19 protein-coding genes are annotated in these 16,575 nt (G+C 41.1%); 6 read left to right on the top strand and 13 right to left on the bottom strand.

Going from position 1 to position 16,575, the window contains the following annotated elements; genetic code table 11:
- Positions 1–46: 46 nt before the first annotated feature.
- Positions 47–1,021 (top strand): nuclease-related domain-containing protein, encoded by a 975-nt coding sequence (locus tag HU823_RS18920; RefSeq protein WP_197223019.1) that lies wholly within the window; start codon positions 47–49, stop codon positions 1,019–1,021.
- 46 nt (positions 1,022–1,067) lie between these two features.
- On the opposite strand, the gene HU823_RS18915 is transcribed toward HU823_RS18920, so the two are convergent.
- From HU823_RS18915 to HU823_RS18880, 8 genes are all read right to left on the bottom strand, one after another.
- A complete protein-coding gene (locus tag HU823_RS18915; RefSeq protein ID WP_144703854.1) occupies positions 1,068–1,982 on the bottom strand; it encodes an ABC transporter permease in 915 nt (304 codons plus the stop codon).
- A gap of 14 nt (positions 1,983–1,996) precedes the next feature.
- The gene (locus HU823_RS18910; RefSeq protein WP_197223018.1) at positions 1,997–3,001 is read right to left on the bottom strand and encodes an ABC transporter permease; all 1,005 of its coding nucleotides are present in this window, start codon (positions 2,999–3,001) and stop codon (positions 1,997–1,999) included.
- 99 nt (positions 3,002–3,100) lie between these two features.
- Positions 3,101–4,702 carry an ABC transporter substrate-binding protein gene (locus tag HU823_RS18905; protein ID WP_197223017.1) on the bottom strand — a complete coding sequence of 534 codons (1,602 nt, stop codon included), beginning with the start codon at positions 4,700–4,702 and terminating at the stop codon, positions 3,101–3,103.
- A gap of 58 nt (positions 4,703–4,760) precedes the next feature.
- The gene (locus HU823_RS18900; protein ID WP_197223016.1) at positions 4,761–5,735 is read right to left on the bottom strand and encodes an ABC transporter ATP-binding protein; all 975 of its coding nucleotides are present in this window, start codon (positions 5,733–5,735) and stop codon (positions 4,761–4,763) included.
- The gene (locus HU823_RS18895; RefSeq protein WP_144703866.1) at positions 5,710–6,720 is read right to left on the bottom strand and encodes an ABC transporter ATP-binding protein; all 1,011 of its coding nucleotides are present in this window, start codon (positions 6,718–6,720) and stop codon (positions 5,710–5,712) included. The genes HU823_RS18900 and HU823_RS18895 overlap by 26 nt, the downstream gene beginning before the upstream one ends.
- Positions 6,721–6,922: 202 nt before the next feature.
- Positions 6,923–8,665, bottom strand: coding sequence for an ABC transporter ATP-binding protein (locus tag HU823_RS18890; RefSeq protein ID WP_197223015.1), 1,743 nt, complete (start codon positions 8,663–8,665; stop codon positions 6,923–6,925).
- Positions 8,666–8,770: 105 nt separating this feature from the next.
- Positions 8,771–9,298, bottom strand: a complete 528-nt coding sequence (gene ntdP / locus HU823_RS18885) for a nucleoside tri-diphosphate phosphatase (protein WP_066242704.1) — start codon at positions 9,296–9,298, stop codon at positions 8,771–8,773.
- A gap of 393 nt (positions 9,299–9,691) precedes the next feature.
- Positions 9,692–9,865, bottom strand: a complete 174-nt coding sequence (locus tag HU823_RS18880) for a gamma-type small acid-soluble spore protein (RefSeq protein ID WP_082861254.1) — start codon at positions 9,863–9,865, stop codon at positions 9,692–9,694.
- Between the two features lie 145 nt (positions 9,866–10,010).
- Here HU823_RS18880 and HU823_RS18875 point away from each other — a divergent pair, with 145 nt between their 5' ends.
- Positions 10,011–10,235, top strand: a complete 225-nt coding sequence (locus HU823_RS18875) for a hypothetical protein (protein WP_144703871.1) — start codon at positions 10,011–10,013, stop codon at positions 10,233–10,235.
- Between the two features lie 149 nt (positions 10,236–10,384).
- On the opposite strand, the gene HU823_RS18870 is transcribed toward HU823_RS18875, so the two are convergent.
- Together HU823_RS18870 and mutY are read right to left on the bottom strand one after the other, a co-directional pair.
- A complete protein-coding gene (locus HU823_RS18870; protein ID WP_197223014.1) occupies positions 10,385–11,140 on the bottom strand; it encodes an SDR family NAD(P)-dependent oxidoreductase in 756 nt (251 codons plus the stop codon).
- Positions 11,137–12,531, bottom strand: coding sequence for an A/G-specific adenine glycosylase (gene mutY / locus HU823_RS18865; RefSeq protein WP_255548988.1), 1,395 nt, complete (start codon positions 12,529–12,531; stop codon positions 11,137–11,139). The genes HU823_RS18870 and mutY overlap by 4 nt, the downstream gene beginning before the upstream one ends.
- A gap of 38 nt (positions 12,532–12,569) precedes the next feature.
- Here mutY and HU823_RS18860 point away from each other — a divergent pair, with 38 nt between their 5' ends.
- A complete protein-coding gene (locus tag HU823_RS18860) occupies positions 12,570–13,571 on the top strand; it encodes a metal-dependent hydrolase (protein ID WP_197223013.1) in 1,002 nt (333 codons plus the stop codon).
- 13 nt (positions 13,572–13,584) lie between these two features.
- On the opposite strand, the gene HU823_RS18855 is transcribed toward HU823_RS18860, so the two are convergent.
- On the bottom strand, positions 13,585–13,851 hold the full coding sequence (locus HU823_RS18855; protein ID WP_144703885.1) for a YfhJ family protein: 267 nt from the start codon (positions 13,849–13,851) through the stop codon (positions 13,585–13,587).
- A gap of 100 nt (positions 13,852–13,951) precedes the next feature.
- Between HU823_RS18855 and sspK the strand changes: the two genes are divergently transcribed.
- On the top strand, positions 13,952–14,107 hold the full coding sequence (gene sspK, locus HU823_RS18850; RefSeq protein ID WP_066242730.1) for a small, acid-soluble spore protein K: 156 nt from the start codon (positions 13,952–13,954) through the stop codon (positions 14,105–14,107).
- A gap of 30 nt (positions 14,108–14,137) precedes the next feature.
- Positions 14,138–14,314: a YpzG family protein gene (locus tag HU823_RS18845; protein WP_370568716.1), complete on the top strand. Its 177-nt coding sequence runs from the start codon at positions 14,138–14,140 to the stop codon at positions 14,312–14,314.
- Between the two features lie 284 nt (positions 14,315–14,598).
- Here the strand turns inward: HU823_RS18845 and HU823_RS18840 are convergent, their stop codons facing one another.
- Positions 14,599–14,904 (bottom strand): YfhH family protein, encoded by a 306-nt coding sequence (locus HU823_RS18840; RefSeq protein WP_144703891.1) that lies wholly within the window; start codon positions 14,902–14,904, stop codon positions 14,599–14,601.
- A gap of 58 nt (positions 14,905–14,962) precedes the next feature.
- Here HU823_RS18840 and HU823_RS18835 point away from each other — a divergent pair, with 58 nt between their 5' ends.
- The gene (locus HU823_RS18835; protein ID WP_313957541.1) at positions 14,963–15,643 is read left to right on the top strand and encodes an SDR family NAD(P)-dependent oxidoreductase; all 681 of its coding nucleotides are present in this window, start codon (positions 14,963–14,965) and stop codon (positions 15,641–15,643) included.
- On the opposite strand, the gene recX is transcribed toward HU823_RS18835, so the two are convergent.
- Positions 15,630–16,445: a recombination regulator RecX gene (gene recX, locus HU823_RS18830; RefSeq protein WP_197223012.1), complete on the bottom strand. Its 816-nt coding sequence runs from the start codon at positions 16,443–16,445 to the stop codon at positions 15,630–15,632. The genes HU823_RS18835 and recX overlap by 14 nt on opposite strands.
- Between the last annotated feature and the right edge of the window lie 130 nt (positions 16,446–16,575).

The raw sequence follows: 16,575 nt of genomic DNA, 5'->3' as shown, positions 1-16,575 counted from the left end.
AAATGGAGTACCATGATCCTAACAAAAATAGTAGGAGGCGTTCCATTTGAAAAAAGAAAGAAAAGCACCCATTTTTATTACCAAATTATCTAAATTGGTTAAAAGAATTCCACCCAATCATTTGAAGAAACAAGAATTTCAGGATTTATTGCGTAACCATTCATCCGGCTTTAAAGGCGAGCAGTCACTCGAATACTTTTATCGTTATCTGCCTAAGGATATTCTTTACTTACATGGTCTTCGAATATTAGACGATGAATATTTTTTTCAAATGGATACTCTTCTTATTACACCGAGTTTCATTACAATCCTCGAGATCAAATATATGGCTGGTCATCTTTATTTTGAAGACCAATTCTTTCAATTCATTCGAACGCATGCCGGAAAAGAAGAGGCATTCCCAAATCCAATCGATCAAGTGTCTCGCCAAAAAATTCATCTTACTAGAGTCTTGAAACAACATAAGCTTAATTTATTACCTATTGAAACACTGGTCGTTATGACTCATCCTGCTGCAATTATTGAAGCGGCATCAGGTTACCAAGAAGCTAATGAGAAAGTAATTAAGAGTTCGAGTTTACAGCAAAAGTATGAAACTCTGTTACAGAAATATCCAAAGTCGATTATTACTCAAAAACAAGTTAAAAAACTAGCAAGACTTCTCCTTAAGTTAAGCTCCTCGTACGATCCAGATATTTGTGAGCTTTTCCAAGTAAATAAGAATGAACTCTCAAAAGGGGTTTTTTGTCCCACTTGTCCTCACTCCATCATGAACTACATTTGGGGGAAATGGCATTGTTCTACTTGTAATACTTCATCAAAAACTGCGCATATTGAAGCTCTTCAAGATTACGCACTATTAATATCAAATCACATATCAAACTATGAGTTTGCATGGTATTTAAATTTACAATCGAGCAGCCAAGCATATCACCTTCTACGTTCGTTAAATCTACCCTCAATAGGTACAAATCGAACTAGACTCTATAACCTAACCCCCCTCCTAGAAAAAACCACATAAAAAAGAAGCCTGGCCAAAGCCAAGACTCCTCATCTACAACTAATCTCTAACTCTTCATCCGTGGATCTAGTGCATCACGCAGACCGTCACCCATCAGGTTGAATCCGAGTACCGTGAGCATGATCGCTAAGCCTGGGAACAATACAGTCCATGGCGCTTGAATGATAAAGTCTTTTGAATCTGCGAGCATCTTACCCCACTCTGGAGTTGGTGGCTGTGCACCCATTCCTAAGAATCCGAGAGCAGCTGCTTCGATTATAGCTGCTGCTATCGCAAGTGTTCCTTGAACGATAATAGGAGCTAAGCTGTTCGGCAAGATGTGATGGATTAATATCCTGAAATCACTCATACCTATAGCTCGAGCAGCAGTTATATATTCTTCTTCCTTTACACTTAGTACCCTGGATCGTAATAGCCTTCCGAACGTTGGAATATTAATGATGGCAATCGCGATCAACGCATTTTTTAATGATGGCCCAAGTACAGATACTACGGCAATGGCAAGTAAGATACTTGGAAATGCGAGCAAAATATCAAAAATGCGGGATATGATACCGTCAATCCATTTTCCATAATAACCAGCTATGATACCCAATAGTGAACCTATGATCACTGATCCTGCTACTGAAAAGAAACCTACCCATAGGGAAATTCTTGCGCCGTAGATGATTCTACTTAAAATATCTCGACCGAATTCATCGGTACCAAACCAGTGTTCAGCAGAAGGTGAAATATGTTTGTCTGCCAAATTTCCGTCTCTGTAATGGTAGGGAGCTACTAGATCAGCAAATATAGCTAGAATTATAAAAAATGAAACGATAGATAGCCCAACAAGAGCGATTTTGTTCTTCTTAAAATTCCTCCATGCTTCTTTCCAAGGAGAAATAACTTTGTCTTCAACTGGAGCTGGCACATGTTGCGGAACTAATGGAGGTGTTGATTTAGCTAGTTGTTCTGACATGCTCTTATTCCTCCTTATTTAAATTTAATTCTCGGATCGATCGCTGCATACAGCAGATCTACGAGAAGATTAATTAATACAAAAATGGTAGCGACCACAAGGATTCCTGATTGGATAACAGGATAATCCCTGAAGGAAATTGCATCATATATATACGTTCCGATTCCAGGCCATCCAAAGATTGTTTCAGTTAAGATTGCTCCTCCTAGTAGAAGTCCCGTTTGCAACCCGATAACCGTAACAACTGGAATCATTGCGTTTTTCAAAGAATGCTTGTACACTACCCAAAACATTTTCATTCCTTTTGCACGAGCAGTACGAATATAATCTGAACGCATGACCTCAAGCATACTGGATCGCGTCATCCTTGCGATGATTGCCATAGGGATTGTACCTAGTGCTACACCTGGCAGAATGAGATGGCGGATTACTTCAGTGAATTGGTCAAACCTACCCTGAATGAGTGTATCAATTAGATATAAGTGGGTAATCGGATTAACCGGAACACGAATATTATCCCGCCCTGTAGTAGGCAATAAGTCTAATTGAATGGAGAACACATACTGTTCCATCAACCCCAGCCAGAAAATAGGCATCGAAACACCGATCAGTGCGAGTACCATGGCTGAATAATCAAACCACGAGTTTTGAAACCATGCAGAAATGATTCCTGCATTCACTCCTACTACGATTGCAATAATCATTGCAATAAAAGCTAATTCCATTGTTGCTGCTAGATACGGCCAAATTTCCTCAGAGATCGGAACATTGGTCTTTAAAGAAACACCTAGATCTCCTGTAATTAATCCTTTAATATAAGCAAAAAATTGCGTGTACCAGGGCTGGTCCAAGCCAAGCCTTCTTGTTAATCCTTCAATGGCTTCTTGTGTCGCCTGTTGCCCTAAAATTAACTGTGCTGGGTTCCCCGGTATAGCACGAATCATCATGAAAACAATAAATGTCATCCCTAATAATACTGGGACTAGTGTTGCTAACCGTCTGATCGTATAGGCAAACATCTGGTCACCTCTTTCTGTAAAGATTGCGAGTTAACTTATTTTCTCATGGTGCAAAAAAAAGGGGAGCAGGATGATCTGCTCCATACTCCCCGCCATACTTTATTCGAAAGATGTGTCTCCAAAAGATTGTGAACCTGTAGGATGAGGAACAAATCCTTTAATCTTGCTAGCACCTGCTAATTGCGGTTTAGAGTGAACAAGCGGTACCCAAGGAGCATCTTCATGAATGATCTCTTGTGCTTTTTTGTAAAGTTCAGCACGCGTATCTTCATCTGGAGTAGATTGCGCTTCTAGTAATAGCTTATGAACTTCTTCATTCGTGTAACGAGAATAGTTATTAGATCCAATGTTGTCTTTATCAAGTAATGTGTAAAGGAAGTTATCTGCATCTCCGTTATCACCAGTCCAACCTAGCATGAATACCGGTGCTTCACCATTACGTGTCTTTTCAAGGTACGTACCCCACTCAAACGTTACAATGTTAGCTTCGATTCCAACTTTTGCAAGGTTCGCTTGGATTGCTTCAGCAACTTTTTGTCCATTTGGCATGTATGGACGTGCTACAGGCATTGCCCAAAGGTCCATCTTGAAGCCATCAGGTACACCTGCTTTTGCTAAAAGTTCTTTAGCTTTAGCTTCGTCGTACTCACGGTCTTGAATGCTATCGTTATAACCATTGATTGAAGGAGGCATTGGGTTTTTAGCCGGCTCTGCAGTTCCTTCGAAGAAGTTGTCGATAATCGCTTGCTTATCGATCAAGTGGCTGATCGCCTGACGAACTTCTTTCTTGTCGAATGGAGCTTTTTCAACGTTAAATCCTAGGTAACCAACGTTCATAGAAGGACGCTCAAACAATTGAAGTTTGCCGTTATCTTGAACTTTTTTCATATCAGATGGGTTCAAACCATCCATGAGATCGATCTCGCCTTTTGTTAACGCATTTAAACGAGAAGAGTTATCTTTGATTACTTTAAATGTTACTCCATCAAGTTTTGGAAGATCTTTTACCCAATAGTCAGCGTTCTTCTCAAGAACGATCGTATCGTTTGGCTTCCAGCTCTTAAATTTGAAAGGACCTGTTCCAACTGGCTCTTTGCTTAGCTTGTCGCCATCTAATGACTTAGGACTTGCGATAGCAAACGGGCTCATTGCAATGTTCTTTAAGAACGGTGCTTGAGGGCGCTTAAGCTTAAACACTACTTTATATTCGCCATCAGCTTTTATGCTTTCAATCACGTGACCTTCGTCACCTTCAAAGCCACCAAACATAGATTTGTAGTAATAGAACTTCTCTTCGTCTTTACTCTTAGCCCAACGCTCAAAGTTCTTGATAACCGCATCAGCGTTGAACTTCTCGCCATCATGGAATTTTACACCTTCTTCAAGCTCAAACGTATACGTCAAGCCATCTTCAGAAACTTCCCATTTCTTAGCAAGACCTTCAACGATATCTGTATTATCTTTTCCATAGTTTACAAGCGGCTCATAGATTTGCTCTGTTACGATGAAAGACTCACCGTCAGTAACAACAGCTGGATCAAGTGCAACAGAATCTCCGCCACGACCGTAGATCATGACATTGTTCGGATCGACTTTATCGTCGTCTCCACCTTTGCTGCTATCCCCGCCTGATGAACACCCTGCCAACGCAAGAGATAAAGCAAGCATTAAAGCAAATAAAGTTAATAAACTTTTCTTCATCTTCTTTCCCCCAGTTCTCATTTTAGTTGTGCCTTTGTTTATATGTACGTGTCTGCCGTTATTCGTAAAGATGGCAGGCAGCGTAGTGGCCTTCAGCAACTTCTTTTAAAACAGGCTTTACGGTTCCGCAATGATCCATCGCTGCAGGGCAACGTGTGTGAAATGGACAACCAGCAGGAGGATTTGAAGGACTCGGTACATCTCCTTGCAGGATGACACGGTCTTTCCGGTGCTCCACATCTGGAATTGGAACGGCTGATAAAAGAGCTTGTGTATATGGATGTTTCGGATCATCATAAAGCTTTTCACTATCCGCAAGCTCTACGATATGACCCAAATACATAACTCCCACTCGGTCACTGATATGGCGGACTACACCAAGATCATGCGCGATAAACAGATACGTAAGGTCGAACTCTTTTTGAAGATCTTGTAAAAGGTTCAGTACTTGAGATTGGATGGAAACATCCAGTGCAGATACTGGCTCGTCCGCGATAATGAGTTTCGGATTCACGGCAAGTGCACGTGCGATTCCGATACGCTGTCTTTGTCCTCCAGAAAATTGATGAGGATATCGCTTCGCGTGCCAGCTAGAGAGTCCTACAACTTCAAGCAGTTCTTTTACTCGTCTTTTTCGTTCCGCTTTATCTTTTACACCATGAACGATTAGCGGCTCTTCTAAAATTTTCTCAACCGTATGACGCGGGTTAAGGGAAGCAAAAGGATCTTGAAACACCATCTGCATCTCGCGGCGTTTCTTTCTCATCTCACTTGAAGATAGTTTGGTTATATCCTCACCTTCAAAGTAGATCTTTCCTTCAGTAGGTTCTAAAAGTCTAAGGAGCATGCGTCCTGTCGTGGACTTACCACATCCGCTCTCTCCTACGAGGCCTAGGGTCTCTCCTTTTTTTATGTGAAAAGAGATTCCGTCTACTGCCTTTACTTCGCCAACGGTCTTGCTCAGTATTCCGCCTTTAATCGGAAAGTGCATCTTTAAATTTTCAACTTTAACTAATGGCTGTGTCTGACTCATGCAGATTCACTCCTTTCCCGTCCTCGTAAAGCCAGCATCTGACTTGATGACTGCCTTCTTGAGTTTTAAGATGAGGAGTTTCGGATATACACCTTGTTCCTGCATGCTCACAACGCGGTGCGAACGAACAACCTGTGGTGATCGAACCAGGTTTTGGTACGTTTCCTGGAATAGAATATAGACGGCCGACCTTCTCCCTCATGTCTGGTACGGATCTGATTAACCCTACCGTATAAGGGTGTTTCGGATTTTGGAAGATGGTTTTCACTTCACCTTCTTCGACCACTTTTCCAGCGTACATAACAACGACTCGCTCACACATCTCTGCCACGACACCTAGATCATGTGTGATCATCATGATGGCGGTGTCTGTTTCTTTGTTTAATCGTTTCATCAAGTCTAAGATTTGGGCTTGAATCGTAACATCCAAAGCAGTAGTAGGCTCGTCCGCTATCAGAAGTTTAGGGTCACAGATCATAGCCATGGCGATCATGACACGCTGACGCATACCTCCTGATAATTGATGAGGATATTCTTTTACAAGTTCCTCTGCTCGTGGAAGTCCCACCAGCTTAAGCATCTCAATGGCTTTACCCATCGCTTCTTTTTTGGACCATTTTCTATGTATGCGCAGTGATTCAATAAGCTGCTCACCGATTGTAATAACCGGGTTCAAGCTTGTCATCGGCTCCTGAAAGATCATCCCGATTTCATTGCCTCTAATTTGCCGCATCCTTCTTTCTGGTGCTGAAGCAAGATTTTCACCTTTAAAGAGAATCTCTCCTTCAATTTTCCCAGGTGGTGTAGGTACAAGTCCCATTACGGATAGTGATGTCACACTTTTACCGCAGCCCGATTCTCCTACGATCCCTAGCACTTCACCAGGATTAACGTGGAAATCAACACCGTCCACAGCAGGGATTGCGCCATCGTCTGTAAGGAAAGAAGTTCTTAAGTTCTTCACTTCTAGAACTGGATTTCCCATGAGATTTCACTCCTTTCTCTAAGCTGCCAAATTTCCTAGAATATTACTTCTCTGTTGAGAATTATGACACTACTCTGACAATTTGACAATATTTAATTTTCAGAATAATCGACAAATATGTCTTATGTTGTAGTTCTTTCGTATGATATCTATCTACATTTAAACGAAAAAAGACCAGCATCTCTGCCGGTCTCGGACGATCTTAATTTAATTGTTGAACCATGAAAAGGTCGTAATAAGCACCTTGTTTTTCCATCAATTTCTTATGATTACCAATTTCTACGATTCTGCCATGATCGATCACGATGATTCGATCTGCATGAGTTATGGTGGAAAGTCGGTGAGCCACAATGAACGTTGTTCGATCTTTTGCAAGTTTTTCTAAAGCTTCTTGTATCAAATGTTCACTCTCAAGGTCCAGTGCGGAAGTTGCTTCATCTAAAATAAGAAGCGGTGGATTCTTTAAAAAGACACGCGATATAGCCACACGCTGCTTCTGACCACCAGATAGCTTCACTCCACGTTCACCGATCTTCGTGTCATAACCTTCAGGTAAGTTCATTATAAATTCATGTGCATTAGCTGCTTTTGCAGCCGCAATCATCTCTTCATCAGTAGCCTCTGGATTACCCATAAGAATATTCGCTCGAACGGATTCACTAAAAAGAATATTATCTTGAAGAACCATACCGATGTTGTCTCTTAGAGAGCGCACTTTAAAATCACGGATATCTGTTCCGTCCAGCTTGATGCTTCCTTCTGAAACGTCGTAAAAGCGCGGGATCAAGCTGATCAACGAAGATTTACCGCCTCCGCTCATCCCCACTAGAGCAATCGTTTCACCTGCTGCCACCGATAAGGAAACATTATGTAGTACGTCAGCTTCTTCCTCGTTATAAGTGAACGATACATTCTCGAAATCAAGCTTCCCTTTTACGGATTCTAAGGGCTTGGCATGTGGAGAATCTTCAATATCATAGGACTCATCTAAAAACTCAAACATCCGGTCCATAGACGCGATCGATTGTGTCAGTGTTGTAGATGAATTCACTAGTCGTCTCAGTGGGTTATATAGTCTATCCATATACGCAACAAATGCAACTAGCGCACCGATCGTAATGTTTCCTTGAATACCTTGATACGCAGCAAATCCAATGACAAGAAGCGGTGCAATATCTGTTACGGTATTTACGACCGAGAATGTTTTCGCGTTCCATTTTGTATGATCCATTGCACGGTCTAAGAAGTTGCGGTTTCGTTTATCAAACTGTACCTGCTCATGATCTTCGAGTGCAAAACTTCGAATCACTGACATACCTTGAACACGTTCATGCAGGTGGCCTTGTACTTCAGCTAGAGCTTGTGAACGATCTTTCGTTAGTTGACGAAGTCTGGCATAAAAGAATTTTACCGAGAAACCGTAGACCGGCAGCATGGATAGGGCAACGACAGTCAGCCAGAAATCCATAGAGAACATGATGGCAGCGGCAATAATAATCGTGGCCATATCTAGCCATACATTCATTAGACCAGTAATGACAAACGTTTTTGTTTGCTCAACATCATGGATGACTCTCGAAATTACTTCACCCGATTTGTTGTTCGAATAAAAACGGAGGCTCAAGCGCTGTATATGGTCAAACATCTTATCACGAATGTCATATAAAACCTTTGTTCCTACCCATTGGGCATAATACTGCCTCCAATACTCGATCGGCGGACGAAGCACTACAAATATGAGAGCTGCCCCACCCATGAGCCAGTAAAGTTTGTTCAACTTTTCATCTATCGGCAATGAGACCTGAATGATGTCATCTACAACATATTTTAAAATTAGAGGCGTTAATAACGGAATACCAAACTTAGCTAAACCGATTACGATCGTCCAGAAAATTTGCCACTTGTACGGCTTTACGAATATCAAATAACGTTTAATACTATCCATTTAATTTCACCATTCTTTCCTTCATAAAAAGAAAACTTGGCAAGCGCCAAGTTAACCAAAGATAAAAAAAGGATAACCTGTTGACTCTTCAACAGGTTTTCCTTTTTATCGGAATTCTAAATATCTTTCATACCATTGTTCCACAAATCCAGGTTCGAACGGTCCCTTTTTTTGTGTGACCATCAAGATTAGTTCTTGAAGGTTCTTCTTTATGATCGTATCAAGCTGACTCGGATACCTCATCATTCTTTTGTGCAGCTCATATTCATCTTCATCCAATAAGATATAAGTTCCGTCTGGAAATACTTTTATATCAAGATCATAATCAATATACTTCAAGGCTTCTTTGTCCCACATGAATGGTGAGCCTAGGTTGCAGTAGTAATAAATCCCGTCTTCTCGTATCATTCCGATCACGTTAAACCATTGCTTCGCGTTAAAATAGCAAATGGCCGGTTCCCTAGTGCGCCATTGACGTCCGTCAGATTCAGTAACAAGAATCCGGTCGTTACCGCAAATCACCTGACTAGGAGTCCCTTTCAAAATAACCGTATCTTCCCAATTTCTATGAAGATAACCGTTATGCTTATAGCTTTGAATATTGATTATACTTCCGGTTGCAGGAAAACTCATCTCTCTCTCCTTTCTGCCCGAGTTCCGGAAGCTAATGTTACCTATTGAATTGTTAATTCTCCTTCCTCTTTAACCAATTGTCGGTAATTCACCAGCTCCATTAATAAACCTCGTTCTTCATTTTTTTCAATGTTTTGATTCCCGATCATTACTTTCTTTCATTACACACGCTTTTTTTCTCTTCTTTATTATATCGTTTTAAGAATAGTTTGGAAATGTACTTGTCCCTGTTTTTTTCATAAAAGCGCCTTTTTTCAAATAATTCCACTCGTCACTAGTATTCCCATCGGTCTTGTTTAGAAAACGTATGTACTTCATGTGAATGTTAGATAAAAAAATGAAGACAAACCAAAAAATGCTCCCTAGTGATTAGGGAGCATTCCTGGATAGAGGTTATTTTTGTTGTTGGTTTTTACCTTGTTGAGACTGTTGGTTTTGTTGGCGAACTTCTTGAGCGTTAGTTTCGCTAGCAAATTCAGTCCCGTAAGATTGACCAGCTTGTTGTTGTTGAGCGTTTTGTTGCTTTTGACGAGCTTGTTGTTGTTGTTGTTTTTGTTGTTTGTCCATGTTTTTCACCTCCACGAAATATAATTTACCCGGGGCCATGCTTTTTTATAAGTACTTTTTTTATTAGATATTTCCAGTATTAAAACATTGGGATATAGGGGATAAATGAAACCATAACGAATTCTTGATAAAGGAGGAACGACTCATGTATGTAGGACGAGATATGACAGAATTAAGTATGACGAGTAAGACCGATTGGAAGGATGCAGAGCTCGCTTATTTTCACCACTCCTTGCAGCAGGTAGCTCCTTATTTAAACGAAGAGGGCACAAGCCTGCACCGCGAGATCATTAAAGAGATCGAAGCAAGAGGCGGTATGAAACGGGATGAAGCCGATTGGACGCATGGGACTGAGGTTAAGTACGATTGATTTCCTGATTGACTGGGAATCGCTCATAAACCCTGGGAATCGCTCATAAACCCTGGGAATCGCCCGTCCAGCGTGCTTAACAGCCGCTGGACGAGCAACAAAAACAAGCCCCTGCACTCAGCAGGGGCTTGTTTTCTTTCAAAGAAGTACTAAAAATTACTATAAGACTGTCCGCCATCTACATTCAGCGTACTTCCAACGATCCATGATGCCTTTTTGGAAGCTAAAAACACCACAACGTTGGATACTTCTTCTACTGTCCCGAATCGTCCGGCAGAAATATGTTCTTCCACAAACGAATTGATTTTATCTGGATCTTGTTCCAATCTTTTTTTCCAATTTCCTGTTTCATGCAAGATCGAGCCAGGGGCAACGCCGTTTACTCGAATTCCCTTCTTGATCATCTCATCACCAAATGACTTTGTGAAGGAAATCATCGCGGCCTTGCTCGCATTGTAAGTGGGCTTACCACCCGATTCGCGGCCAAAAATAGAGGAAATATTAATAATAGCACCGCCGTCAGATTTCCCGCTCATCATCGCTGCCGCTCTCTTACTCAGATCGACTGCTGATAAAAAATTCAAATGCATGGCTTCCTCAAACTGCTCCATACTTGTCTCCATAACAGAAGAACCATTGCTCCCACCTGCATTGTTAACCAAGACATCTATTGTTCCAAACTTCGTAACGAAATCATCCATCACTCGTTCACGATCCTCAGCAATCGTTACATCACCTTGGAAAATTTCGATCCCTTCTTTTTGAGCAGCTTTGAGATCAGCCAAGTTACGACCGACGATCCCCACTTTTGCACCTTCTTCTAAAAAGGCATGGGCGATACCTTGACCGATCCCTTTAGATCCACCTGTAACAAGCACAACTTTACCTTCAAGATCTAAATTCATACGATTAACGCCTCCTTTATGAGCAGAATGATTTTTTGATGTGAGACAGGAAATGGATAATTTTCAAGTTCATCTACACGGACCCATTTCCAATCAGCAGGCAGCTGTTCCAAATCATCTTCACTTTCAATTTTTCCCTGCCATATTTGAATCTCCCATTTTAAGTGAGAAAACACATGCTCAATGTATCCTGCTTTTTCCTCTACAACCGCTCCAAAATCCGTCTGTTCTTGTACATATCCAACCAATGCCTCAACCTCTGCATCTTTGTGCTCCCCAACATACTCGGTGTTCGGAAATTCCCACATGTTAGCAAGCAATCCTTCAGATGGTCTTTTGTGAATGAGAATTTCCCCATCATGATTTAACAAAACACCTGCAGTCATCTTCGCTTTACGAACTTTTGTTTTTCCTAACTTTACAGGAAGTTCAGCTTGTCTTCCACTCTCAAACCCTCTGCATAATTCTCGCATCGGACATAATAAGCAAGCTGGTGATTTCGGCGTGCATATTAGTGCACCTAGCTCCATTAATGCTTGATTAAAAGAAGATGGATCTTCGTGTGAGATCAGCTCCCTTACTGCTTTTTCAAAAAGTACACGCGTTTTTGGTTTGCTGATATCTTCTTCGATCAATAGAATTCTGGATAAAACACGCATAACATTACCATCCACGGCTGGTTCTGGAATACCGTAAGCGATGCTAAGGACCGCTCCTGCTGTATAAGGGCCAACTCCCTTTAATCCAGCGATCTCTTTTGGCGTATTCGGTACTTTTCCTCCATAAGATTCGCATACTTCTTTTACTGCGGTTTGTAAGTTTCGAACTCGGGAATAATAACCTAGACCCTCCCATGCTTTTAAGACTTTTTCTTCATCCGCGTAAGCGAGGTCTTGCAGCGTTGGGAACAGTTGAGTAAATCGTTCAAAATAAGGAATGACCGTGTCTACTCTTGTTTGTTGAAGCATAATCTCAGAGACCCAGACACGGTAAGGGTCTTGATTTTCTCGCCAAGGCAATGTTCGTTTGTTCTCGTTATACCAAGTTAACAAATGGTCTTGAAATTGTTTCACATATGAATCATTGAGGGAAGTGTTTAGCTTTTCAAACGCCCAGCAATGGATTTTTTCTAACCCTCCTGTTACACATTCGTCAAGGATTGAAAAAACAGGATGCTGAAGAGATGTTCGATTTTTTTTAATCGTATCATATGTTGCTTGATCGTTAACTTGGAAACATTCAACATATAATGAAGGCTGATCTGCCGCTCTGTACCATTGAATATCAGAAGCACCACTAGCTTTAAGCTCATTGATAACAGAATCCATTTGAGACTCATACAATTGAATGAAATCTGGACTTACTTTATACTCCATAAAAACCGTTAACATATTCTTTTCACTCCATTCCTACATAGGAGGTGATCGCCTTGGATACAGGCACACATATTGTGATGGGGCTCGGGTTAGGTGGTTTAGCGATGCTGGACCCTGCAATTGCAAATGATCCAGTAACCTCCCAAGCTATTCTTGCTGGGACTTTGATTGGTTCCCAAGCACCCGACTTTGACACAGTACTCAAACTAAAAAATAATGCGGTATACATCCGCAATCACAGAGGACTCACACATTCATTGCCAGCACTCGTAATATGGCCACTGCTTTTATTTGGGGCTATCTCATTATTTGTTCCAGAAGCCGATAACGGAAAGCTTTTATTATGGACAGCGATTGCCGTTTTCCTTCATGTTTTCGTTGATATCTTTAATGCTTACGGCACACAAGCTCTATACCCGGTTTCAAAGAAATGGATCGCGCTTGGTGTTATCAGTATCTTTGATCCCTTTATCTTTTTCTTGCATATCGGAGGCTTGCTACTCTGGTATATAGGTGTTGATCCCGGATACACGTTTCTAACGGTTTACAGCATACTCGTTGTTTATTACATCATTCGGATTATATCCAGACAGCGTGTGAACAAGATCGTGCTGAAAAAGATTCCAGAAGCGGAAGAAATCTATGCCAGCCCGACCATTCGTTGGGGACAGTACCATCTAGCCATTAAATCGAAACACGAATTTTTCGTAGCCGGTTTAAAAAATGGAAAAGTAACGGTTTGGGATACTTTCGATCGTCTTGCTGTTCCAAAAACAAAATTGATTGAAGCTGCGAAAAAGGACAAAAATATATCTGCTTTTCTTTCGTTCTCCCCAGTACACCGATGGGAAGTCGAAAAGAACGATCACGGACACCTCGTTCAATTTATTGATCTTAGGTATAGAAGTAAAGGACACTACCCTTTTGTCGCGATGGTACAGCTAGATGAGAACTTGAACATCATTACTTCCTTTACAGGATGGGTGTATTCTGAAGACCGTCTGAAAAAGAAGATGGAGTTCTCACCGCTCGACCTTATCAACAATAATGAATAGGAAGAAGACGGGCTTATTGAATAGGCCCGTCTTTTTTTACGAATCGCTGAAATTTAGGATTGTTTGAAAAATACTCGTGAAGCTTATGACCATAAGAAGTAATCAGCTGTGTTACCATCTTCTCGGTAACCTCTTGTCCTTCATATTCCCATCCCGCTTTCGCTCGAGTAGACTCAAAATCTTCCCATAATCCTTCCACCCATTCCCTAGCTTCTTGATTTGTAAGGGCTGGGTTCTTTTTTTGCAGTAGTTTCGCCAATCTGTCAAAACGCTCTTCCATTATTCTCCCTCCTTATCCAATTTTTAAAGAAACCCCCGTCACATAAAGGGTTCTCTCACGTTTCATACTAGTTGAGAACCGATAACAAGGAGGTAATCACATGCGTAACAAATCAAAAAACTTCCCTAATCGGATCTCCTTCTCAGGTGAGCCGAGATCAAAAGAAGAATTCTCTTCTAAACGGCCAGATGGATCCATTCGTGACCATCCGCAGGAACGAATGTTTTTATCCAATCAACACCGAGATGATCAGTAACTCTTGCGGTTATGAATTTCATTCTGGGGGGTGAATCAGTTGAACAAGAAAGACTACTTCTCATCAACGCGATTTAACGGTAAATATTCTGACCCCTTTCACTCACCGCGTGCCAATTCGAAGCATGCGTACAATCAAGTGAACGGGGAAACCCAGCAAGCATTAAATAACTATGTGCTTGAAATTCAAACACGTAAGCGTTCATAGTGACGAATAAAGGAGCGGTCCTGTACCGCTTCTTTATTTTGTTTATTATGTTTATAGCCTTTGTTGATTTCTGTTTTGAAGTTAATATCTTTTAGTGTTTACAATGCTTCTCTGACTAGTTGATTAGAGTGTAAGGTGCGAGACTCCTGGGGGATCAGCGGGACAGGTGAGACACCTAAGGTCGCAAAGCGACGAGGTGGCTCACCGCACGCCCCCCCTGAAAGGGAGCACCTGAAACGGAGATCAACCACTTCCATAAACATCATTGTAAATACTTATACTTTTTATTCTAGAACTGAAATCGGCAAAGCTTCGAGTGCACTTTGTTTATTTTTGTAACCCCAGGCAAAAATACCATTTAAGTACAGCACTGAAAACGTCGACCCCGGGTCTCCTTGAATTCCGTACTCTTTTCCGCTTTCGATCATTGAAGGATCCATCAAGTAGCATTTGCCCATCGCGATCTTTCGTTCATAAACAGCGTACTCACTTACCATGCCCATTTGTTCTGCTTTTTGTGCCTTAGCTCGAAGGGAAGCAATTTCGCCTTTAATTTCAACTTCTGTCATCTCGCTGAATCTTTTTTCCATTTGATTACTTCCTTTCTTTTCTGTACCCTATATATGCTTAAGAACTAACTACATAGGAGTGATAATTTTGAATAAGACTGTCATTATTACAGGAGGCGGTTCTGGTTTAGGACTCGCACTAGCCCGTGAATATAATAAAACGTACAACGTATATCTCGTTGGCCGTAATGAGCAAAAATTAGAGCAAGCTGTTCAATCATTCGCTCACAGCGAAAACAAAGTATCGTATAAAGTTTGTGATGTTACCGATTACGCAAAAACCGAATCCATGCTTCAATCCATCTTCCAAAGTGAGAACGTTCACGCTTTGATCAACAATGCAGGTATGGGTGTATTTGAGCCGCTTGAAGACTTAACAAAAACAGATATAACAGAAATGCTCGAAACGAATGTTTACGGCACCATTTTTCCGACTAAGCTTGCCTTTAAGCTATTTAAAAAGCAAGGCTTCGGCAAAGTAATGAACATCATTTCCACAGCCGGCTTACGCGGAAAAGTAAATGAATCTGTTTATTGTGCTTCTAAATTTGCCGTTAGAGGATTTACAGAAAGTCTCGTAAAGGAATGGGATGGCACTCATATCTATCCAACAGCAGTTTATATGGGCGGAATGGATACCCCTTTCTGGGATGATTCCAATCATATTGCAGATCGCTCTCGATTAAAGTCTCCGGAGCAGGTTGCTGCCCTAATCGTTGAACAGGACGACAACAGACCTGAGATCTTTATAGATCGTTAAGTTCATCACCGCTAAGCAGTTCTGAAATAACTCCAGAATCGAAGCCTTTGCTGTATAGAAATTTCTTCATGCGTGACTCGTATTCAAAGCCACTATACTTTTTATATTTTTGATGAGCTTTGCGAGCATGCGCCAGCAAGGCTTCTTTTTCGTCTTCGGCAGATTGACTGATCTTCGCCTCTTGAAATGCCATTTCAATCACTTCCCACGAATAGCCTTTTTGCTGAAGCTGCTGAGCGATCCTCTGCTTCTGTTCTTTCTCAGAACGCTTCTTTCCGCTTGAAAATTGTTTTTGAATAAATGTAATACTCGCTTCTAGTTGCTCCTCATAACTGAACTGATCGAGAGCCTCTTCCGTATTACGTTCACTGATTCCTTTTTTCTTCAGCTCCTGCCGAATCATTCCTGGTCCTTTAAATGATGTGTTCATACGGCTTCTCACGAGTGATTTCGCAAAGGTTTGGTCATTCACAAAATCATACTCCGAAAGTTTTTGCAGAACTCGTTTGATCGTGGATTCAGGAACTTCTTTCTTTTCTAGATATACCTCTATCTCTTGAGCAGTTCGCATTCGAAAAGATAAATAATGAAGAGCTTTATTAAATGCTTTTCGATATTGATCTTCTTCAATGATGGATTCCCATTCTTCTTCATCGATCTCCATACCTTTTTGAAGAGAAAACTTTATTAAAACATCTGCGTCTACACTAAATGCAAATTCTTCTTTTGGCCCTTTTTGTATAAAAATATTAAATCGTTCGTCGTTTTTTTGCTGAGCAGAAATCCTTGTTATAACAGCCATCTACCCACCTTCTTTCACCAAATAGTGTACCATATCTTATGGATTTCGTGCTGTTTGAACAGCCTTCGAACTATCGAATAGTATCTGTATGAGAATGTTAACGGAAACAAGCACCTTACCTTTAGATGAA

It is taken from the genome of Fictibacillus sp. 18YEL24, from assembly GCF_015903855.1.
GTDB classification, from domain to species: Bacteria; Bacillota; Bacilli; order Bacillales; family Fictibacillaceae; genus Fictibacillus; species Fictibacillus phosphorivorans_C.
Note: the sequence above shows the minus strand (reverse complement) of the source record. Positions and strands in the feature narration are given on the sequence as shown.